This is a genomic window from Pseudomonas sp. 6D_7.1_Bac1, from assembly GCF_025465945.1.
In the GTDB taxonomy this organism is placed as follows: Bacteria; Pseudomonadota; Gammaproteobacteria; order Pseudomonadales; family Pseudomonadaceae; genus Aquipseudomonas.
Map to the genome: position 1 here is coordinate 308,883 of NZ_JANLNW010000052.1, position 20,490 is coordinate 329,372.

16 protein-coding genes are annotated in these 20,490 nt (G+C 59.2%); 10 read left to right on the forward strand and 6 right to left on the reverse strand.

Features of this window, described 5'->3' with window-relative positions; genetic code table 11:
• Positions 1-114: 114 nt before the first annotated feature.
• Both NTD87_RS14540 and NTD87_RS14545 read right to left on the reverse strand, forming a co-directional pair.
• On the reverse strand, positions 115-1,293 hold the full coding sequence (locus NTD87_RS14540) for a vWA domain-containing protein (RefSeq protein WP_262114644.1): 1,179 nt from the start codon (positions 1,291-1,293) through the stop codon (positions 115-117).
• A 31-nt stretch (positions 1,294-1,324) separates the two neighbouring features.
• Positions 1,325-2,170 carry an AAA family ATPase gene (locus NTD87_RS14545; protein WP_103316235.1) on the reverse strand — a complete coding sequence of 282 codons (846 nt, stop codon included), beginning with the start codon at positions 2,168-2,170 and terminating at the stop codon, positions 1,325-1,327.
• A 256-nt stretch (positions 2,171-2,426) separates the two neighbouring features.
• Here NTD87_RS14545 and cysK point away from each other — a divergent pair, with 256 nt between their 5' ends.
• Together cysK and NTD87_RS14555 are read left to right on the forward strand one after the other, a co-directional pair.
• On the forward strand, positions 2,427-3,401 hold the full coding sequence (cysK, locus tag NTD87_RS14550) for a cysteine synthase A (protein ID WP_262114645.1): 975 nt from the start codon (positions 2,427-2,429) through the stop codon (positions 3,399-3,401).
• A 314-nt stretch (positions 3,402-3,715) separates the two neighbouring features.
• The gene (locus NTD87_RS14555; protein ID WP_262114646.1) at positions 3,716-4,654 is read left to right on the forward strand and encodes an aspartyl/asparaginyl beta-hydroxylase domain-containing protein; all 939 of its coding nucleotides are present in this window, start codon (positions 3,716-3,718) and stop codon (positions 4,652-4,654) included.
• A gap of 259 nt (positions 4,655-4,913) precedes the next feature.
• On the opposite strand, the gene NTD87_RS14560 is transcribed toward NTD87_RS14555, so the two are convergent.
• Positions 4,914-5,453 carry a hypothetical protein gene (locus NTD87_RS14560; protein WP_262114647.1) on the reverse strand — a complete coding sequence of 180 codons (540 nt, stop codon included), beginning with the start codon at positions 5,451-5,453 and terminating at the stop codon, positions 4,914-4,916.
• Positions 5,454-5,640: 187 nt separating this feature from the next.
• Here NTD87_RS14560 and NTD87_RS14565 point away from each other — a divergent pair, with 187 nt between their 5' ends.
• Positions 5,641-5,805, forward strand: a complete 165-nt coding sequence (locus tag NTD87_RS14565; protein WP_262114648.1) for a hypothetical protein — start codon at positions 5,641-5,643, stop codon at positions 5,803-5,805.
• Positions 5,806-5,901: 96 nt separating this feature from the next.
• Positions 5,902-6,765: a DMT family transporter gene (locus NTD87_RS14570; protein WP_262114649.1), complete on the forward strand. Its 864-nt coding sequence runs from the start codon at positions 5,902-5,904 to the stop codon at positions 6,763-6,765.
• On the opposite strand, the gene NTD87_RS14575 is transcribed toward NTD87_RS14570, so the two are convergent.
• Positions 6,762-7,670, reverse strand: coding sequence for a DMT family transporter (locus NTD87_RS14575; RefSeq protein ID WP_262114650.1), 909 nt, complete (start codon positions 7,668-7,670; stop codon positions 6,762-6,764). The two genes, NTD87_RS14570 and NTD87_RS14575, sit on opposite strands and share 4 nt — an antisense overlap.
• A 130-nt stretch (positions 7,671-7,800) precedes the next feature.
• On the opposite strand from NTD87_RS14575, the gene aceK reads away from it, so the two are divergent.
• The 6 genes from aceK to NTD87_RS14605 all read left to right on the forward strand — a co-directional run bounded on the left by aceK (position 7,801) and on the right by NTD87_RS14605 (position 17,670).
• The gene (gene aceK / locus NTD87_RS14580; RefSeq protein ID WP_262114651.1) at positions 7,801-9,522 is read left to right on the forward strand and encodes a bifunctional isocitrate dehydrogenase kinase/phosphatase; all 1,722 of its coding nucleotides are present in this window, start codon (positions 7,801-7,803) and stop codon (positions 9,520-9,522) included.
• 220 nt (positions 9,523-9,742) lie between these two features.
• A complete protein-coding gene (gene hrpA, locus NTD87_RS14585; RefSeq protein WP_262114652.1) occupies positions 9,743-13,654 on the forward strand; it encodes an ATP-dependent RNA helicase HrpA in 3,912 nt (1,303 codons plus the stop codon).
• Positions 13,655-13,960: 306 nt separating this feature from the next.
• On the forward strand, positions 13,961-15,082 hold the full coding sequence (locus NTD87_RS14590) for a beta-ketoacyl-ACP synthase III (protein WP_262114653.1): 1,122 nt from the start codon (positions 13,961-13,963) through the stop codon (positions 15,080-15,082).
• Positions 15,083-15,245: 163 nt separating this feature from the next.
• A complete protein-coding gene (locus tag NTD87_RS14595; RefSeq protein WP_262114654.1) occupies positions 15,246-15,854 on the forward strand; it encodes an RNA polymerase sigma factor in 609 nt (202 codons plus the stop codon).
• A complete protein-coding gene (locus tag NTD87_RS14600) occupies positions 15,848-16,084 on the forward strand; it encodes an anti-sigma factor family protein (protein WP_262114655.1) in 237 nt (78 codons plus the stop codon). Before NTD87_RS14595 ends, NTD87_RS14600 begins: the two co-directional genes overlap by 7 nt.
• Positions 16,085-16,335: 251 nt before the next feature.
• Positions 16,336-17,670 carry an OprO/OprP family phosphate-selective porin gene (locus NTD87_RS14605; protein ID WP_262114656.1) on the forward strand — a complete coding sequence of 445 codons (1,335 nt, stop codon included), beginning with the start codon at positions 16,336-16,338 and terminating at the stop codon, positions 17,668-17,670.
• 119 nt (positions 17,671-17,789) lie between these two features.
• Here the strand turns inward: NTD87_RS14605 and mtr are convergent, their stop codons facing one another.
• On the reverse strand, positions 17,790-19,067 hold the full coding sequence (mtr, locus tag NTD87_RS14610; protein WP_262114657.1) for a tryptophan permease: 1,278 nt from the start codon (positions 19,065-19,067) through the stop codon (positions 17,790-17,792).
• Between the two features lie 101 nt (positions 19,068-19,168).
• Positions 19,169-20,479, reverse strand: coding sequence for an amidase family protein (locus NTD87_RS14615; RefSeq protein WP_262114658.1), 1,311 nt, complete (start codon positions 20,477-20,479; stop codon positions 19,169-19,171).
• Positions 20,480-20,490: the final 11 nt, after the last annotated feature.

Sequence of the window (20,490 nt, forward strand, 5' to 3'; positions counted from 1 at the left end):
TCGCGAGCAGGCTCGCTCCCACAGTGGATCGGTGTTGCTCACAGGTTTTGTGACCGACACTTACCCCTGTGGGAGCGAGCCTGCTCGCGATAGGGCCCTAACAGGCTGCGCAGATTATTTGGAAAGAAACCGCATCCCTTCCTCCAGCCCGCGCAAGGTCAGCGGGAACATCTGGTCTTCGATCAGATCGCGCACGATGTTGGTCGAGGAGGTGTAGCCCCAGGTGTCTTTCGGGTACGGGTTGATCCAGATGAGCTTCTTGTACTTCTCCATGAAGCGCTGCATCCACACGTAACCGGCTTCTTCGTTCCAGTGCTCGACGCTGCCGCCGGCCTGGGTGATTTCGTAAGGTGCCATGGCGGCATCGCCAACGAAGATCACTTTGTAGTCGGCACCGTACTTGTTCAGCAGGTCCATGGTTGCCGTGCGTTCCGAGCCACGGCGCATGTTGTTCTTCCACACCGATTCATAAATGAAGTTGTGAAAGTAGAAGTACTCCAGGTGCTTGAACTCGGTCTTGCAGGCCGAGAACAGCTCTTCGCAGATCTTCACGTGGGCGTCCATCGAGCCGCCGATGTCGAACAGCAGCAACAACTTGATGTTGTTACGGCGCTCCGGGCGCATCTGAATGTTCAGCAGCCCCGCGTCACGGGCGGTGTGGTCGATGGTGCCGTCGATATCCAGCTCATCCGCCGCGCCTTGGCGGGCGAACTTGCGCAGACGCCGCAGGGCGACCTTGATGTTGCGCGTGCCCAATTCGACCTGATCGTCGAGGTTCTTGTACTCGCGCTGGTCCCAGACCTTGACCGCTTTGCCCTGGCGTTTGCCGGCATCACCGACGCGGATGCCTTCCGGGTTGAAACCGCCAGAGCCGAACGGGCTGGTGCCACCGGTGCCGATCCACTTGTTGCCGCCGGCATGGCGTTCCTTCTGTTCTTCCAGGCGTTTCTTGAATTCTTCGATCAACTTGTCGAGACCACCCAGGGACTGGATCTGCGCCCGTTCCTCATCGGTCAGCGAGCGCTCGAACTCCTTGCGCAACCAGTCTTCGGGAATCAGCGCCTGAAGGTGATCGTCGAGTTTTTCCAGGCCATTGAAGTAGGCCCCGAACGCCCGGTCGAACTTGTCGAAATGCCGTTCGTCCTTCACCAGAATCGCCCGCGACAAGTAATAAAACTCGTCCATGTCGGCGAAGGTCACGCGCTGTTTCAGCGCGTTGATCAGGTCCAGCAGCTCACGCACCGAGACCGGCACCTTGGCTGCACGCATTTCATTGAACAGGTTGAGCAGCATGGCTTTCGCCCTTGATCTTGTCAGAAGAGTATCAGCGGGTGCCGCGACGGCTCATGAAGGCCAGACGCTCAAGCAATTGCACGTCCTGCTCGTTCTTCACCAGGGCGCCGGCCAGCGGCGGGATGGCCTTGGTCGGATCGCGTTCGCGCAGCACCGCTTCGCCGATGTTGTCGGCCATCAGCAGCTTGAGCCAGTCCACCAGTTCGGAGGTCGAGGGCTTTTTCTTCAGACCCGGGACTTTGCGCACGTCGAAGAATACATCCAGCGCTTCGCTGACCAGGTCTTTCTTGATGTCCGGGTAGTGCACGTCAACGATCTTTTGCAGGGTGACGCGGTCCGGGAAGGCGATGTAGTGGAAGAAGCAGCGGCGCAGGAAGGCGTCCGGCAGCTCTTTTTCGTTGTTGGAGGTAATGATGATGATCGGGCGCTGCTTGGCCTTGATGGTCTCGTCGATCTCGTAAACGTAGAACTCCATCTTGTCGAGTTCTTGCAACAGGTCGTTCGGGAACTCGATGTCGGCCTTGTCGATTTCGTCGATCAGCAGGATCACCCGCTCTTCGGACTCGAAGGCTTCCCACAGCTTGCCCTTTTTCAGGTAGTTGCGGATGTCATGGACCTTGTCCACGCCCAGCTGCGAGTCACGCAGGCGGCTGACCGCGTCGTACTCATACAGGCCCTGATGCGCCTTGGTGGTGGACTTGATGTGCCAGGTGATCAGGCGCGCACCGAAGGATTCGGCCAGTTGCTCGGCCAGCATGGTCTTGCCGGTGCCAGGTTCGCCCTTGACCAGCAATGGCCGCTCCAGGGTGATGGCGGCGTTGACCGCCAGCTTCAGGTCATCGGTGGCGACGTATGCGCGGGTGCCTTCGAACTTCATCGGTAATTCCTCGAACGGTAACGCCGATCTGCGCCGGGCAGGGCGGGCGAAATAAAAGTATGCCCGACTATAACGCGACGCCCGGTCGACTGTGAACGCAGACGGAGTATTCAGTCTCTGAATGGGGCGTCACGGGGTGACTCGGTCAGCTCAGGAAATGGATACAAGGTGTGTGCCGCCGCTCGTTGCGACTGGACGCCCAAGGGTGTGAGGCATACGCTTGAAGGCTTCCCCAACGCTGCATAAGGACCCAGCTATGAGCCGCATTTTTGCTGACAACGCGCATTCCATCGGCAACACGCCGCTGGTTCAGATCAACCGCATTGCGCCGCGTGGTGTGACCATCCTGGCCAAGATCGAAGGGCGTAATCCGGGCTACTCAGTCAAGTGCCGGATCGGCGCGAGCATGATCTGGGACGCTGAAAGCAGCGGCAAACTCAAGCCGGGCATGACCATTATCGAGCCGACCTCGGGCAACACCGGCATCGGTCTGGCGTTCGTCGCCGCTGCTCGTGGGTACAGGCTGGTGCTGACCATGCCGGCGTCCATGAGCATCGAGCGGCGCAAGGTTCTCAAGGCCCTGGGCGCCGAACTGGTACTGACCGAGCCTGCCAAAGGCATGAAAGGTGCCATCGAAAAGGCTGCCGAGATTCTGGCCAGTGATCCGGCCCAGTACTACATGCCGCAACAGTTTGAAAATCCGTCCAACCCGGCGATCCACGAAAAAACCACCGGCCCGGAAATCTGGAACGACACCGACGGCGCGATCGACGTGCTGGTCGCGGGTGTTGGCACTGGGGGAACCATCACCGGCGTTTCGCGTTACATCAAGAACACCAAGGGCAAGCCGATTCTGTCGGTGGCGGTGGAGCCGGTGGTCTCGCCAGTGATCACCCAGGCCATGGCCGGTGAGGAAATCAAACCAAGCCCGCACAAGATCCAGGGCATCGGTGCTGGTTTTGTGCCGAAAAACCTCGATCTGTCGATGGTTGATCGGGTTGAATTGGTCAGCGATGAAGAATCCAAGGCCATGGCCCTGCGTCTGATGCAGGAAGAGGGGATTCTCTCCGGGATCTCCTGTGGTGCGGCCATGGCGGTTGCCGTGCGTCTGGCCGAAACCCCGGAAATGCAGGGCAAGACCATCGTGGTGATCTTGCCGGACTCCGGCGAGCGTTATCTGTCGAGCATGTTGTTCAGCGATTTGTTCACCGAGCAGGAACTGCAGCAGTAACGCTGTTTTGACCTTGTGGCGAGGGAGCTTGCTCCCGTTGGAGTGCGAAGCACTCCTAAACCTGCGAAGGTGTTTCCTCTGGCCGATCGCGTCAGCCGGCGGGAGCAAGCTCCCTCGCCACACGGGGGCTTGGCTTGATCCAGATCAGCCAGGGTTCAGGTCTCTTATGTTAATAAATGCTTTATTGCGCAATCCTTAATACTGATTGTTCAGTTATGCGGGTTTTTCCGAAGGTCGGTAGTGTTTATCATGGCCGACTGCCGCGCCGGGTAAAGGGTGGTGCGCAGCGTTGTTTATTCTCAAGGAGTTGTTGCATGACCTTTTCCTTTGCCGCCAAGGCCTCGCTGTTGCTGCTGTTTGTGGGCAGCACCCTTTACGTGCATCTGCGCGGAAAAGCGCGTTTGCCGGTCTTGCGTCAGTTCGTCAACCACTCGGCGCTGTTCGCTCCTTACAACGCCTTGATGTACCTGTTCTCGGGAGTGCCGTCCAAACCGTATCTGGACCGCAGCAAGTTCCCGGAACTGGATGTGCTCAAGGAAAACTGGGAAGTCATTCGTGACGAGGCCATGCATCTGTTCGACGAAGGCTATATTCGCGCCGCCGAGAAGAACAACGACGCCGGTTTTGGTTCGTTCTTCAAGAAGGGTTGGAAGCGTTTCTACCTCAAGTGGTACGACAAACCACTGCCGTCGGCCGAATTGTTGTGCCCCAAAACCGTCGAACTGGTCAGCCGCATCCCCAACGTAAAAGGCGCAATGTTTGCCCTGCTGCCGGGCGGTAGTCACCTCAACCCGCACCGTGACCCGTTTGCCGGTTCCCTGCGTTATCACTTGGGCTTGTCGACACCGAACTCCGACGACTGCCGCATTTTTGTCGACGGTCAGGTCTATGCCTGGCGCGACGGCGAAGACGTGATGTTCGATGAAACCTACGTGCACTGGGTCAAGAACGAAACCGAAACGACCCGGGTGATTCTGTTCTGTGACATCGAACGTCCGCTGAGCAATCGCTTGATGACGCGTATCAACCGTTGTGTCAGTGGTTTGCTGGGCCGTGCCACGGCGCCGCAAAACCTCGATGACGAGCGCGTCGGCGGGATCAACAAGGCTTATGCCTGGAGCAAAAACTCCAGTGACAAGTTCAGTGCTGCCTTCAAACAGTGGAAGCGCCGTAATCCGAAGCTGTACCGCGCCTTGCGTCCGGTGTTGGCGGTTGTGGTGCTGACGGCTCTGGGTTACTGGTTGTTTGGCTGAAGTCTCTTTCAACAAAAAACCGCTCCTTGTGAGCGGTTTTTTTTAATCCGGCGAATGTTATGGGCGCCCAGCGAGGAGGCTTGGTTCTTCTGTCTGGGTTCCGGCCAAGGCTGCTTTGATAAAGCGCAACTGATTGGCAGAAAGTTCAGTAGAGCGCTTTTTTTTTGCCTTGGACGATCCGTGCCCGGCGGTTCTCTTTTCAACGAGAGCTCTCATGGAACCTCCTGTGTTGATCAGTAATTGAACAGATTCCACGATGCTAGTCGCTCTCTACGGCCATCACAAGTCGGCCTTTAGCATCGAATTCGAAACCGAGCTGTTTATAGATGGGGATCGCTCCCCAGGTCGGTTCCTGAATCTCGATAAATCTACTGCCAATGATCCGGGCGTAATGTTCGATAGCGATCAACGCCAGCGGGGCAATACGGTTTTTCAGAGGGTGGGTTTTGCCAGGTTTTCCCTCCGGCCGAACAATTTTGACTCGAAGCCGGCTCTGGTTTGGATTGGCAAAGCATAGCCCGCACAACTCGAGGTCGGACCAGATGGAAAGGTCGAAAGACATGGGTTCCCTTGTTTTCCAATTGATAACCTCGTCCCATGAAAAGTGTGAGTCATCCCCCCAAAAGCTATAAGCCGTCAGTGCTTTAACATCGACTGCTTCGAAACGTATACGGGACAAATCAGCTTCTGTGCCGTCAATCAGCCCCTGAGCGTGCAATTGAGTGGTAATGGTGTTAGCGAGCTTTCTAGCTTTTGATCTGTACAGTTGATACCGAAGATGAGTCCGTTCCCTTGGCATGTGATCTCTTGAATTCCAGGTCCCCCGGTCGCGGGCGTTTCTATTGATCTCAAGACTAGGCGGGGCTTTATGGTGTGTCTCTGCTGGCGCTTTGACCAAGTCATTGCAATCTGTGTCGAGCGCTGGTTATAGTCAGCGCTCGTTGCGTTTCCAACCCAGCGATTTCTCCCTCAAAAAAGATCAGCCCATGCCTGCATCCCTCATCAACGCGGTAGTCGATTCAGCGGTCAACGCTGGCGTCGTGCCGTGCGGGAGTTTGCAGCCTGCGCAGATCAGTCACTATCCCCCTCCTGTCAGTCGCACGCCGGTGTGCGCGGTGGTTTCACCGCCAGGTGTTGGCTTCTCGGGCTGATCAGCGTTTGCTGCTGTTCCCTGCGCCCGCCTGAACACAACGACTGAATTTCAGCTTCGGCTGAGTTGGCTTCTTGCCTGATGACAGGTGGTTTTCATGTTGCTCATTTCAAAAAAATCCGCGCTTGCGGCGGCTTCCACGAGCCTGTTCGTTCTGCTCTGGAGTAGCGGGGCGATTTTCTCCAAGTGGGGATTGGCTCACGCCTCACCCTTCGCCTTTTTGTTGATCCGCTTTGCCATTGCTCTGGTGGGGCTGGTGATCCTGATTCCTATCCTCAAACTCAAACTGCCCCGGCGCGGCAAGCCGATGCTCTATGCCGCGTCTACCGGTCTGGTGTTGCTGGGGGCCTACCAGATTTTCTATCTGCTGGCGCTGGACCTGAAGGTTACGCCCGGGGTCATGGCCACGATCATGGGCGTTCAACCGATCCTGACCGTGGTGCTGATTGAACGTCAGCGCTCCTGGAGCCGGATGTTTGGCCTGATGCTGGGGCTGACGGGGTTGATCATGGTGGTCTATCAGGGCATCGGACTGGCCGGGATGTCGCTGGCCGGGATGCTTTTTGGTTTGCTGGCGCTGGTCAGCATGACCGTGGGCTCGATCATGCAGAAGCGCATCACCGAAAATCCCCTTGGCACGCTGCCGGTGCAGTACCTGGCGGGGCTGTTGTTGTGCGGGGTTTTCGTGCCGTTCCAGCCGTTCCACTTCGAGCACAGCGCCGGGTTTGTGGTGCCGGTGTTGTGGATGGGATTGGTGGTGTCACTGCTGGCGACCTTGCTGCTGTATCGCCTGATCGCCCGAGGCAATCTGGTGAATGTCACCAGTTTGTTCTACTTGGTGCCGGCGGTGACGGCGGTGATGGACTACCTGATTTTCGGAAACAAACTGGCGATGTTGAGCATGCTCGGCATGCTGTTGATCATTGTCGGGTTGGTGTTTGTGTTTCGTAAAAGCGCTTAATCGCTGACCGTTGAAGCCTTCGGCAGCGCCGCAGGCTTCAACACCAGCCACAACGCCCCCGCAATCAACAGCCCGCCATACAGATGCGCCATCGACAGCGGTTCATCGAGAAACAACGCGCCCCACAACACGCCGAACGGCGGGATCATGAAGGTCACGGTCATCGATTTGACCGGGCCGATCGAGCTGAGCAAGCGAAAATACAGGATGTAGGCAAACGCCGTGCAGCCCAGGCCCAACCCCAGCAACGACAACCAGACACTCCAGCCACCCCAGCTAACGGGCGGCTGAGTGATGACGCTGTAGCCGAACAGCGGTAACACAAACAACGTTGCACCGAGCATGCTGCCCAGTGCCGAGAGACGGCTGTCGAGGCCACCTTGATGGTCGAGCCAGCGCCGCGCCAGGAACCCGGCGAAGCCGTAGCAAGTGGTTGCGAGCAGGCAGGCCAGCGCGCCGATCAGCAATTCCATGTCAAACGCCACGGGACCGGCGCGGGTCAGGACGGCGACGCCAAACAAGCCGAGGGCAACCCCGGCAATCTTCGAGAGGGTGAGTCTTTCGCTGAAGAACAGCCCGCCGATCAACACGCCCATCAGCGGCGTGGTGGCGTTGAAAATCGCCGAGTAACCAGCCGGCAACACTTGAGCCGCCACCGAGTACAGGGTCGCTGGAAGACCGGAGTTGATCATCCCGAGTAGCAGCACGGTTTTGAACTTGCCACGGAAGTCCCAACTGACCCGCATCAGCGCCAAAATCACCAGCAACCCGGTGGCGGCGATCGAAACGCGGAAAAAAGCAGTGGGGATTGTGCCAATCACTGGGGCGATGATGCGCATGAACAGAAAGCTCGCCCCCCAAATGGCAGCGAGTGACAACATACGCAGAATATCGACGGGGTTCACGGCTCGTTCCTTCCTTAAACAGGGCGCAAGTGTCACTGTCGGAGCCGTCCATGGCAATGGTTGCGTTGCGTAACAATTGACCTCTAAGCTCAGCCCCCAACGATAAGAATCATCCCGTAGAGGTCTTCATATGCCGCAGCCATGGCCCGCCGCCGATATCGCCCAGATGATTCTCGACGGCTTCGACGATTACCGCGAGCATTTCCGCCAGATCACTGACGGCGCCCGGGCGCGCTTCGAACAGGCGCGGTGGCAGGAAACGCAGGTTGCGTCGGCGGCACGGATCAACCTTTACGAAGCAAAGGTCAGTGAGGTGGTGGGGCGCCTGCAGGCTGCCTTCGAAGCGGATGTGCTGATGGATGTCAGCTGCTGGCCGCTGGTCAAAAGCGCCTACATCAGTCTGATCGATCTGCGTTTCGACGATGAACTGTCCGAGACCTGGTACAACTCGACCTTCTGCGGGCTGTTCAGCCACGATCTGATCAGCGACGGTTGCATGTTCATCCACACCACCCGGCCCAGCTTGCACCGGGCCCGGGCCGCGCAGACCCGGTCCTATAAGCCTCAAGGCCAGTTGTCCGGCATGCTCGCGAGCATTTTTTCCGATTACCGTTTCAGCGAAGACTACGCTGACCTCGCCCGCGACCTGCGCCGACTCGAAGCGCAACTGCGCGAGAATTTGCCCGATTGGGTCTGCAAGGATCCGGAGTTGAGCGTCGAGTTGTTTTCCTCGGTGCTCTACCGCAACAAGGGCGCCTACCTGGTGGGACGCATCTACACCACGGACGAGCAATGGCCGCTGGTGATTCCGTTTCTGCACCGCGAAGGTCGGGGGATTCAGATCGATGCGTTGATCACCGATGAGTCCGAAGTATCGATCATCTTCTCGTTCACCCGCTCGTACTTCATGGTCGATGTGCCGGTGCCAGCGGAGTTCATCGGTTTCCTCAAGCGCATTCTGCCGGGCAAGAATATCGCCGAGCTGTACACCTCGATCGGTTTCTACAAACACGGTAAGTCGGAGTTCTACCGGTCGCTGATTAACCATCTGGCCAGCACCGACGACCAGTTCATCATGGCCCCGGGCGTGCGCGGCATGGTCATGAGCGTGTTTACCCTGCCGGGGTTCAACACCGTATTCAAAATCATCAAGGACCGTTTCTCGCCGTCGAAAAACGTCGACCGTGCCACGGTGATCGAGAAGTACCGCTTGGTAAAAAGCGTCGACCGGGTCGGGCGCATGGCCGATACCCAGGAGTTCGCCGACTTCCGTTTTCCGCTGAGCAAGTTTGATCCGGCGTGTCTGGCCGAGTTGCTGGAAGTCGCCGCGTCGACAGTCCAGGTGGAAGGCGACACGGTGCTGATCCGCCACTGCTGGACCGAGCGGCGCATGACGCCGTTGAACCTGTACCTGGAAAACGCCAACGACGCTCAGGTGCGTGAAGCGCTTGAAGACTATGGTCTGGCGATCAAGCAACTGGCGGCGGCGAACATCTTTCCCGGCGACATGCTGCTGAAAAACTTTGGCGTCACCCGACATGGGCGGGTGGTGTTTTATGACTACGACGAGATTTGTTTTCTGACCGAAGCCAACTTCCGTCACATCCCGCAACCGCGTACGCCGGAAGATGAGATGGCTTCCGAGCCCTGGTACTCGATTGGACCGCTGGACGTGTTTCCTGAGGAATTCCCGCCGTTCCTGTTCGCCGATTCCGCGCAGCGACGGTTGTTCGACCAACTGCACGGCGAGCTGTACAACGCCGATTACTGGAAAGGCCTGCAAGAGGCCATTCGTGCCGGCAAGGTGATCGACGTGTTCCCGTATCGGCGTAAAGGACTCGACAACGAATAACCAGACAACGCGCCGTTCGTAGCAGCTGGCGAAGCCTGCGTTCGGCTGCGAAGCAGTCGTAAAACCGGCTTCCCGAATCATCCTGATGTACCGCAGCGTTGGGTTTTGCGAGGACTGCGTCCTCGAACGCAGGCTACGCCAGCTGCTACAAGGATCTCGTTTGCTCGCTAAATCTGCGACAATCCGCCCCCTGCACCACTAGACGACCTTTGCGTACCTGATGACTGACGAATCGCCTTCCATCGACAAACTGCTGAAAAACCTCGACCACGCCATGCTCGCTGACCGTCACCGGCTGCGGCGGCAGTTGCTCGAGCTGCGCAAGAAACCTGACGAAGCCAAGCTGGCCCTGTGGGTGACGCGCATGCAAGCGTCCTGCGATCAGGTGTTGGCGCGGCGCGCCAGCTTGCCGGTGATTCGTTACGACGACAGCCTGCCGATTGCCGCCAAGCGTGACGAAATCAAGGAAGCGCTGCTCAAGCATCAGGTGCTGATCATCGCCGGCGAAACCGGTTCGGGTAAAACCACCCAGCTGCCGAAGATCTGCCTGGAAATCGGTCGCGGCCAGCACGGTCTGATCGGCCACACCCAGCCGCGCCGAATTGCTGCGCGCAGCGTCGCGAGCCGGGTTGCCGAAGAACTGGCAACGCCGCTGGGTGCCTTGGTCGGTTATCAGGTGCGGTTCGAGGATCAGAGCGATTCCAATACCCTGATCAAACTGATGACCGACGGCATCCTGCTGGCGGAAACCCAGAACGACCGCTACCTCGAACGCTACGACACGATCATCGTCGACGAAGCCCACGAACGCAGCCTGAATATCGACTTTCTGCTCGGCTACCTGAAAACCCTACTGCCACGCCGTCCGGACCTGAAAGTCATCATCACCTCGGCAACTATCGATCTGGAGCGTTTCTCCAAGCATTTCGACGATGCACCGATTGTCGAAGTCTCGGGCCGCACCTTCCCGGTGGACACCTGGTACCGGCCGTTGACGCTGGAGCAGGACGAAGAGGGTAATCGGGTCGAGGACGACTTGACCGTGGACCAGGCGATCCTCGCCACTCTTGATGAAATTGCTGCCTTCGAACGCAGCGAACGACGCAGTCCCGGTGACGTGCTGGTGTTCCTGCCCGGCGAGCGCGAGATTCGTGACGCGGCGGACATGCTGCGCAAGGCCCAGCTCAAGCACACCGAAATTCTGCCACTGTACGCACGGCTGTCGCCGGCCGAGCAGCAACGGATTTTCCAGTCCCATCCAGGGCGTCGCGTGGTGCTGGCGACCAACGTCGCGGAAACCTCGCTGACCGTGCCGGGCATTCGCTACGTGATCGACAGCGGTACCGCGCGCATCAGCCGCTACAGCTACCGGGCCAAGGTTCAGCGCCTGCCGATCGAGGCGATTTCCCAGGCCAGTGCCAACCAGCGTAAAGGTCGCTGCGGGCGGGTCGAACCGGGTATTTGCATCCGTCTGTACAGCGAAGAAGACTTCATCGGGCGCCCGGAATTTACCGATCCGGAAATCCTGCGTACCAACCTCGCGGCGGTTATTTTGCAGATGCTGCATCTGCGCCTTGGCGAAATCACCGATTTCCCGTTTATCGAGCCGCCGGATGGCAAAGCCATCAGCGACGGTTTCAACCTGCTGCAAGAACTCTCGGCGGTCGACCGCAACAGTCAACTGACGCCGCTGGGCCGGCAATTGGCGCGGTTGCCGGTGGACCCGCGCATGGGCCGGATGTTGCTCGAAGCGGCGAAACTCGGCAGCTTGCAGGAAGTGCTGATCGTCGCCAGTGCGATGTCGATCCAGGACCCACGCGAGCGTCCGCCGGAGCGTCAGCAAGCGGCCGACCAGGCCCACGCGCAATGGAAGGACGTGGACTCGGACTTCGCCGGTTTGGTCAATCTGTGGCGTGGCTTTGAAGAACAACGCCAGGCCCTGACCGCCAGCCCGCTGCGCAACTGGTGCCGCAAGAATTTCCTGAATTACCTGCGCCTGCGCGAGTGGCGCGACTCTCATCGTCAGTTGAGCCTGATCTGCCGCGACATGCAGTTGAGCCTGAACAAAGAGCCAGCGGACTACCCGAAACTGCACAAAGCCGTGCTGTCCGGTTTGCTCAGCCAGATCGGCCAGAAAACCGAAGACGGCGACTACCTGGGCGCGCGTCAGCGGCGTTTCTGGATTCACCCGTCATCGGGGCTGGGCAAGAAACGCCCGCAATGGCTGATGACCGCCGAGCTGGTGGAAACCACCAAGCTCTATGCGCGCATGGTGGCGAAGATCGAACCCGACTGGATCGAGCCGCTGGCCGGGCACCTGATCAAGAAAAACCACTTCGAACCCCATTGGGAGAAGAAGCGCGGACAGGTCGTGGCCTACGAGCAGATCACCTTGTTCGGATTGATCGTGGTCGGGCGCCGGGCGGTGCATTACGGGCCGATCGATCCTGTCACCTCGCGTGAACTGTTTATCCGCGAAGCGCTGGTGCGTGGCGAGATTCAGTCCAAAGCCAAGTGTCTGTCTGCCAATGCGCAATTGTTGGAACAGCTCGACGAACTGGAGGCCAAGGCCCGTCGTCGTGACATTCTGGCGGACGAAGAGACCCTGTTTGCCTTCTACGATGCGCGCCTGCCGGCAGAGATCCATCAGACCGCGACCTTCGACAGCTGGTACCGGGTCAACAGTCAGAAAGACCCGCAACTGCTGATCATGCGCGAAGAAGACGTGCTGGCCCGCGAAGCCAGCGAAGTCACCGCCGCGCATTACCCCGATACCCTGCGCCTGGGCGATTTGACCCTGCCGCTGAGTTACCACTTCGAGCCCAACCATCCCCGCGATGGCGTGACCTTGCGTGTACCGGCACCGCTGTTACCGGCGTTGCCGCCGGAGCGGTTGGAATGGCTGGTGCCCGGCGTGATCGAAGCCAAGTGCATCGCCCTGGTGCGCAACCTGCCCAAAGCCCTGCGCAAGAATTTCGTGCCGGTGCCGGACTTCGTCAAAGCCGCCTTGCAGCGCATCTCCTTCGCCGAAGGTTCGCTGCCTCAGGCACTGGGTCGTGAACTGTTGCGCATGACCGGTGCGCGGGTCAGCGACGAAGCGTGGGCGGAAGCCGCGCAGCAGGTCGAAAGTCATCTGCGAATGAACCTGGAAATCGTCGATGGCCAGGGCGAGTTCCTCGGCGAAGGCCGTGATCTGGCTGAGCTGACCGCACGTTTCGCCGAGGCCAGTCAGGCTGCTCTGGCGGTACCGCAGACCGCGAAAAGCCAGCAGCCGGTGGAGGCCAAGGTTTTCGCGGCGGTGGCCGAGAAAACCCAACAGAAGATCGCCGGGCTGTCGATGACGGTCTACCCGGCGCTGGTGGAAGAGGCCGGCACGGTCAAGGAGGGGCGTTTTTCGACCCCGGCCGAGGCCGAGTTCCAGCATCGTCGGGCGTTGCAGCGTTTGCTCATGCAGCAACTGGCCGAGCCGGCGAAGTTCCTGCGCGGCAAGCTGCCGGGGCTCACCGAGCTGGGGCTGATGTACCGCGAGCTGGGGCGCATCGACAGTCTGGTGGAAGACATTCTGCTGGCAAGCCTGGACAGCTGCATTCTCGATGGCGAAGCCAGTTTGCCGCGTGACGGTGCCGGACTGGCCTCGCTGGCCGAGCGCAAGCGCGGTGCGTGGACCGAACATGCCGAGCGTCTGGCGAAACTGACGCTGGAGATTCTCAAGCACTGGCACGGTTTGCAGAAACGCTTCAAAGGCAAGATCGACCTGGCGCAAGCGGTAGCCCTGAACGACATCAAGCAACAATTGAGTCACCTGGTGTATCCGGGCTTTGTCCGTGAAACCCCGATGCAGTGGCTCAAGGAACTACCGCGCTACTTGAAAACCGTCGAGCAGCGCTTCGAGAAACTGGGCGCTCAGGTGCAGAAGGACCGGGTCTGGAGCGGCGAATTGTCCGGCCTCTGGACTCAGTACCAGACTCGCGCCAACAAGCACGCCCAGGAAGGCAAGCGCGATCCGCAGCTTGAACTCTATCGCTGGTGGCTGGAGGAATACCGGGTTTCGCTGTTCGCCCAGCAATTGGGAACCAAAGTGCCAATCTCCGACAAGCGCTTAAGCAAGCAATGGAGTCAAGTCGAACCCTAAACCCTGTGGGAGCGAGCTTGCTCGCGAGGGGGCAGAAAATTCAACATCAATGTTGACTGACACACCGCTTTCGCGAGCAGGCTCGCTCCCACAGGTCTGCCATTGTTCTTGCGACAGGGGCCAAACGCCAATGTTTATGGCAAACTTCGCCGTTATAAACGCCGGCCCCGCAGATTTGAGCCTTCGCAGCCAGAGCGTATCGGAATAAAGCGATGCCAGGTTGATGCCCTTTGACGGGATAAGACCCTTTATGCGTTGGTACGTCGGTGCCAACGCTTTCTGCCTGAACAGATTAGAGAAACGACCATGCATAATGTCGTCATCAGCGGCACCGGCCTGTACACCCCGGCCAACAGCATCTCCAACGAAGAGCTGGTGCAGTCTTTCAATGCTTACGTCGCTCAGTTCAATGCTGACAACGCCGACGCCATCGAGCGTGGCGAAGTGGAAGCGTTGACCGAATCCAGCGCCGCCTTTATCGAAAAAGCCTCGGGGATCAAAAGCCGCTTTGTCATGGACAAGGAAGGCATTCTCGATCCAAAGCGCATGGCGCCTCGTTTGCCTGAGCGCTCCAACGATGAATGGTCGGTGCTGTGCCAGATGGCCATTGGTGCCGCCGAACAAGCCCTGCAACGTGCCGGCAAGACCGCAGCGGATATCGACGGGGTGATCGTCGCCTGCTCCAACCTGCAACGCGCCTACCCGGCCATTGCGATTGAAGTCCAGGAAGCGCTGGGTATCGAAGGTTTCGGTTTCGACATGAACGTGGCCTGTTCCTCGGCGACGTTTGGTATTCAGGCAGCCACCAACAGCGTACAGCTGGGCCAGGCCCGGGCGATTCTGATGGTCAACCCGGAAGTCTGCACCGGTCACCTGAACTTTCGTGACCGTGACAGCCACTTCATCTTCGGCGACGCCGCCACTGCGGTGATCATCGAACGTGCCGATCTGGCCACGTCCAAGTACCAGTTCGACATCGTCAGCACCAAACTGCTGACCAAGTTCTCCAACAACATCCGCAACAACTTCGGCTTCCTCAACCGCGCGGCGGAAGAGGGCATCGGTGCCCGTGACAAACTCTTCGTCCAGGAAGGCCGCAAGGTGTTCCGCGATGTCTGCCCGATGGTCGCGGAACTGATCGCCACCCATCTGGACGAGAACAAGCTGAACGTCAGCGACGTGAAGCGTTTCTGGCTGCACCAGGCCAACCTCAGCATGAACCACCTGATCGTCAAGAAGCTGCTGGGCCGCGAAGCCACCGAAGAAGAAGCACCGGTGATTCTCGACACCTATGCCAACACCAGTTCCGCAGGTTCAGTGATTGCCTTTCACAAGAACCAGGACGATTTGCCAGCGGGTTCGTTGGCGGTGCTCAGCTCGTTTGGTGCCGGCTATTCGATTGGCAGCGTGATTCTGCGCAAGCGCTGATTGCAGCGCGAATCCCCTGTGGCGAGGGAGCTTGCTCCCGCTCGGCTGCGTAGCAGTCGTAAGATGGTCGCAGTGTTTTACCTGATGAAACGCGGTTGTCGATTTTGGGACCGCTTCGCGCTCCAGCGCGAGCAAGCTCGCTCGCCACAGGAAATCAGCGTTGATGACTGACGATACGCAACTGCTCGAACGCCTGCTGGCGGGCGAGCAGCGGGCTTACAAGGAACTGGTTGGTACTTACCAGAGCGCCATGCGGGCGGTGGCCTACGCCATCGTCGGTTCGCGCAATGCCGATGAAGTGGTGCAGGATGCCTGGCTGTCAGTGGTGCGTAATCTGGCCGGTTTTCAAGGCCGTTCGAGCCTCAAGACCTGGTTGTTGACCATTACCGCCAACGCGGCGAAAAACCGATACAAGCAAAACCGTCGGGAAGTCCTGATGGACGACTTACCGTCCCCGCATGGCACCATCGACGACGATCGTTTTTCGGCGGGCGATGGCCACTGGCTGGTGGCGCCGTTTGCCTGGCACCAGGACACGCCGGAAGCATTGCTCACCGAAAGCGAATTGCGTGAATGCCTGGAACATACCTTGCTCAGCCTGTCGGAACTGCAAAGCAGTGTGCTGCTGTTGCGTGAGCGTCAAGGCCTGGAGCTGGAAGAGATCTGTAATCTTCTGGAGATCTCGCTCTCCAATGTTCGGGTGCTGCTGCACCGGGCACGGTTGAAGGTTTTTGCGACCGTGGAGCATTTTGAGGAAACCGGCGAATGTTGACCTGTAAGGAACAAGTGGCGCGGTCCAGCGATTATCTCGATGGTCAGTTGAGTTTTCGTGAGCGGCTGATGGTGCGTCATCATCTGATGTTTTGCCCCAATTGCCGGCGGTTCATTCGGCAGATGCGGTTGATGCAGGCGACCTTGCGCGTCATGCCCGAAAAGCCGGTTCCCGATGTCGACGAGCTCGCCGAACGCCTGGCCGCTGAACGGCAGAAGAACAGCAACTAGCTGCGCCGCAAACATTCCTGCTTCCTCCCTCTTAATGTTTTAACCGCTCTAGCTTGAGGCTTTCAGCGTGAAGCTCGCGGCTGCTTTTTTTTTGCTTATACCTTTTCGAAATAACAAGTTACATCTTGTAAGCGTAATTTATTAAATCGTAACCCCTCTGAAATACCCCCTCCCCAAGATCCCCCCCAACACAAGCGGGCCACTCCCGCGTGTTTCCAACGCTACAAACCACCAATAAGGGGAGCTCTTCGATGATCCGCAAGCACTTCGCCGGTTTTGTTGCCAGCACACTGGCAATAGCAGTGACCGTCCAGGCTTTCGCTGGCACCGTCACCACTGACGGCGCCGATATCGTAGTCAAAACCAAAGGCGGCCTTGAGGTTGCCACCACCGACTCGGCCTTCAGCTTCAAGCTGGGCGGTCGTCTGCAAGCCGATTACGGTCGTTTCGACGGGTATTACACCAAGGATGGCGATACCGCCGACGCCGCCTATTTCCGCCGTGCCTACCTTGAACTGGGCGGTACCGCCTACAAGGATTGGAAATACCAGGTCAACTACGACTTCTCCCATAACTCGGGGACTTCGAACGACGGGTACTTCGACGAAGCATCGGTTTCCTACGTTGGCTTCAAGCCGGTGACCCTTCGCGCCGGTCGTTTTGACGAAGACTTCGGTCTGGAAAAAGCCACCAGTTCCAAGTGGGTTACCGCGATGGAGCGTAACGCGGCTTACGAACTCGCTGATTGGGTCAACTCCCACGAAAATGGCATGGGTCTGCAGGCCAGTTCCGTTGTCGCTGACATGGCTTACCTGTCCGCCAGCGTCGCGGCCAAAAACATCAATGACAGCCACGGCGACAGCGTCAAGCAGTTCAACGCCCGTGCCGTGTTTGCGCCGATGCACGAAACCGGTAACGTCCTGCACTTTGGTCTGGACTTCGCCAGCCGCGACCTGACCGACACCGCGTTCGACTCACGCATTCGCCCACGTCTGGGTGTTCGTGGCGTCTCCACCAGCGGCGGTAACGACGCCGGCACCAACGGCAACCGTGCGACCTTTGGTGGTGGTGTCGGCCTTAACTCGGCCAACCTCACGGCGGTTGGCGCCTACGACACCGACACCGTGTTCGGTGGTGAATTTGCCTTCGCAACCGGCCCGTTCTCGGCTCAGGCGGAATACCTGAACCGCAAAATGAAAGCGGACAGCAACGCCTATCAGGACATCAGAGCCAGCGGTTACTACGGGCAACTGGCGTACACCCTGACCGGCGAATCCCGCATCTACAAGCTCGACGGTGCCAAGTTCGACACCATCAAGCCTGAGAACAAGCAGTACGGCGCGTGGGAAGTGTTCTACCGCTACGACAACATCAAGGTCGATGACAAGAACGTCGTGGTTAACACGGCCACCCGTGAAGCCGGCGACGCCAAGGCCACCATGAACACCATCGGTGTTAACTGGTATGCCAACGAAGCGGTGAAGATCTCCGCCAACTACATCAAGGTCAACACTGACCGTGTCACCAACAATGTTGGCGACGACAGCGGTGATGCTCTGGTAGCGCGCCTGCAGTACGTGTTCTAAGCAACAGCAAAACCGCTACAGAGCTTTTTCTTCATCCGTTAAGGCTCCTCACGTCTTTGACCCCGCTTCGGCGGGTTTTTTTTTGTGCACAAATGTGCTTCGCCAGCAACGGTACGAACCTATTGCCAGACCGGCAGCAGGCCCAGGGTGAACAGCACATGGGAAACGGCGTTCAGCAGGCCGAACATCAGGATCACGACGATCATCGGTGTACCGCCCCAGACTCGGTACAGCGGGCTGCCGAAGCGTTTGCGCGAGGCGTGCGCAAGCAGGGCCGGGGTGATGACCGCCCATAGGGTCGCGGCCAGGCCGGCAAAGCCGATGGCGTGGATAAAACCTTCCGGCCAGAGCAGTCCGCAGGCCATGGGGGGGACGAAGGTGACGGCAGCGGTTTTCAAGCGACCCAGCGGGCTGTCGTCGAACTTCAGCACATCGGCCAGGTAGTCGAACAGGCCCAGCGTCACGCCGAGGAAGGAGCAGGCGACGGCAAAGTTGGAAAACAGCGTGAGCAGCAGGTCGACCCTGGCGCTGTTGAGCAGGGTGCTCAGGGCGTTGATCAGCACATCGATGCTGCCGCCTTGTCGGGCGATGTCCTTGAACTGTTCGCGGGGCAATGTGCCCATGGTGCAGAGCATCCAGATGACATACAGCCCCAGGGCAATCAGGGTGCCGATCAGCAGGCAGGAGCGGATGCGTTGCGGGGCCTTGCCGTAGTGTTTCATCAGGCTTGGCACGTTGCCGTGGAAGCCGAAGGAGGTCAGGCAGAACGGCAGGGTCATCAACAGGTACGGCAGATAGTGGCTGTCTGTTGCACCTGCGTTACTCAAGACCGCTGGCTGCACATGGCCCAGCAGCCCGCCGAAGGTCAGGAAAAAAGCCAACACTTTGGCGCCGAACACCAGCGTGGTGATGCGGCTGACCGCTGCGGTGCTGAGCCAGACGATAAACGCCACGATCAGGGCGAAGATCAGGCCGCCGCTGCGTGTGGACACCTCCAGGCCCAGTTGGCGGGTGGTGTGTGAAATCACCGATCCGCTGGCCGAAATGTAGGCGTAGGTCAGTATGTAAAGCACGAACACGATGCTTAGGCCATTGACGCAGTTCCAGCGTTGACCGAGCAGGTCGCGGGTGATGGTGGAGAAGCTCGCGCCCAGTCGGTAATTGAGGTTGGCCTCAAGGATCATCAGCCCCGAATGCAGGGTGCAGAACCAGGACAGGAGCAGCACGACGAGGGAGCCGTAGAACCACAGGCCGGACATCATCACCGGTAGCGAGAACATGCCGGCGCCGACGATGGTGCCACCGATGATCATGGCGCCACCCAGCACCGAGGGCGATTTTTCGAGGGCGGCTGGGTGGGCCGCTGAAGCGGTTGAAATCATGGAAGTAGCGCGCATGGCAGGCCTGAATCTTGAATTGTTATAAGAGGCGGTTTTTTTGGGGGAGGGCGAGCGAAGCCATCCCGCCGTGAAGCGGGGGATGGCGGTGGTGTGATGGGTCAGCGCATGGCGAGCAGCCGCGACAGTTTTTGGGCCGTTTCCAACAGGAAACTGTCCTGCCCCGGCAGGGCGTCCAGGGACAGGCCGACCGGCAGGGCACCGGGCGCAGCCACGGGCAGGCTCACGCTGGGCGTCGCCAGATTGCTGGCCGGATCGGTGTTGCGCACGAAACGTTCGAAGTGGCTTTCGGCATCGCTGTCGCTGAGCAGCGGCGCAGTGCAACTGACCGTCGGGTAAGCGATGAGATCCAGTTGCTGGGCACTGAACAGCCCCGCGTATTCGCGTTCCAGTTGCAGTTTGCTCATCAACGCCTCGATGTAGTCTTTGTAGGAGATAGCCGGACTCTCAAGCTGCGACATCAGTGTCTTCCTGATACTCGGGTCTTTGATGTCCGCCAGAATGCCGAGGAACCTGTCCCCCAGACCGGCCTTCATCAGGAACCGCGGGAAGTCGATGAAGAACTCATAGATGGGCAACGGGAACTGGATGCGCTCATTGATCTCACCCAGCACGCGGTCGTCGACGGGAACGAATTCCACACCCTGAGCGGCCAGGTGATCGACAGCGGCCAGGCAGTCACGACGGACCTGGGCATCGAGCTCGGACCACAGAAACGACTCCGGAAGTCCGATGCGCAACGGGCGATCCGGTAACGCCACCGGCGTGCTGTCGGTCAGGTGCCGATGGATGAACCGGGCATCTTCCAGGGTGCGGGTCAGCAGTCCGGGCGTGTCCTTGGTTTGCGACACGGGCACGATGCCGTCGGTGGGGTAGCAACCGGTACTTGGCCTGAAACCGACCACACCGCAGAAGGCTGCCGGGATGCGGACCGAGCCGCCGGTGTCTGTGCCCACGGCACAGGGCACCAGCCCGGCGGCGACGGCAGCGGCGCATCCGCCGCTGCTGCCTCCGGCGCAGTGCAGCAGATTGGCCGGGTTGACCACCGCGCCCCAGGTCTGATTGGCCGAGGTCACGCCGAATGACAGTTCGTGCATGTTGTTCTTGCCGGCCACATGCGCGCCCAGTGCCTTGAAGCGTCGGACGATGCCGGCGTCCTGCGCCGGGTAGTAGTTGGCGAGTCCGGGCGTGCCGGCGGTGGTCGCCAGGCCGTAGGCGTTGATGTTGTCCTTGAAGGCGACGGGGATCGCGTAGAGCGCAGCCTGGCGCTCGGCGTCCGTGACGCCGAGGGTGCTGAACGTGTTCGGATTGAAACTGATGAAGCTGTTCAGGTGTCGGGCATCGCGCTGGCGATCCAGCAAGGTCTGGTGCCAGGCGTCCGGGCACAGGGTGCCCAGACGGAATCCATTCACGAGTGCTTCGA

What these genes read in the sequence shown, in the direction of transcription:
- aceK (WP_262114651.1), top strand. Translation starts at nt 7,801, where the DNA reads ATGCCGCAGCCATGGCCCGCCGCCGATATCGCCCAGATGATTCTCGAC.
- NTD87_RS14565 (WP_262114648.1), top strand. Translation starts at nt 5,641, where the DNA reads ATGCCTGCATCCCTCATCAACGCGGTAGTCGATTCAGCGGTCAACGCT.
- NTD87_RS14560 (WP_262114647.1), bottom strand. Translation starts at nt 5,453, where the DNA reads ATGCCAAGGGAACGGACTCATCTTCGGTATCAACTGTACAGATCAAAA.
- NTD87_RS14590 (WP_262114653.1), top strand. Translation starts at nt 13,961, where the DNA reads ATGCATAATGTCGTCATCAGCGGCACCGGCCTGTACACCCCGGCCAAC.
- mtr (WP_262114657.1), bottom strand. Translation starts at nt 19,067, where the DNA reads ATGCGCGCTACTTCCATGATTTCAACCGCTTCAGCGGCCCACCCAGCC.
- NTD87_RS14570 (WP_262114649.1), top strand. Translation starts at nt 5,902, where the DNA reads ATGTTGCTCATTTCAAAAAAATCCGCGCTTGCGGCGGCTTCCACGAGC.
- hrpA (WP_262114652.1), top strand. Translation starts at nt 9,743, where the DNA reads ATGACTGACGAATCGCCTTCCATCGACAAACTGCTGAAAAACCTCGAC.
- NTD87_RS14600 (WP_262114655.1), top strand. Translation starts at nt 15,848, where the DNA reads ATGTTGACCTGTAAGGAACAAGTGGCGCGGTCCAGCGATTATCTCGAT.
- NTD87_RS14595 (WP_262114654.1), top strand. Translation starts at nt 15,246, where the DNA reads ATGACTGACGATACGCAACTGCTCGAACGCCTGCTGGCGGGCGAGCAG.
- NTD87_RS14545 (WP_103316235.1), bottom strand. Translation starts at nt 2,170, where the DNA reads ATGAAGTTCGAAGGCACCCGCGCATACGTCGCCACCGATGACCTGAAG.
- NTD87_RS14555 (WP_262114646.1), top strand. Translation starts at nt 3,716, where the DNA reads ATGACCTTTTCCTTTGCCGCCAAGGCCTCGCTGTTGCTGCTGTTTGTG.
- NTD87_RS14540 (WP_262114644.1), bottom strand. Translation starts at nt 1,293, where the DNA reads ATGCTGCTCAACCTGTTCAATGAAATGCGTGCAGCCAAGGTGCCGGTC.
- cysK (WP_262114645.1), top strand. Translation starts at nt 2,427, where the DNA reads ATGAGCCGCATTTTTGCTGACAACGCGCATTCCATCGGCAACACGCCG.
- NTD87_RS14605 (WP_262114656.1), top strand. Translation starts at nt 16,336, where the DNA reads ATGATCCGCAAGCACTTCGCCGGTTTTGTTGCCAGCACACTGGCAATA.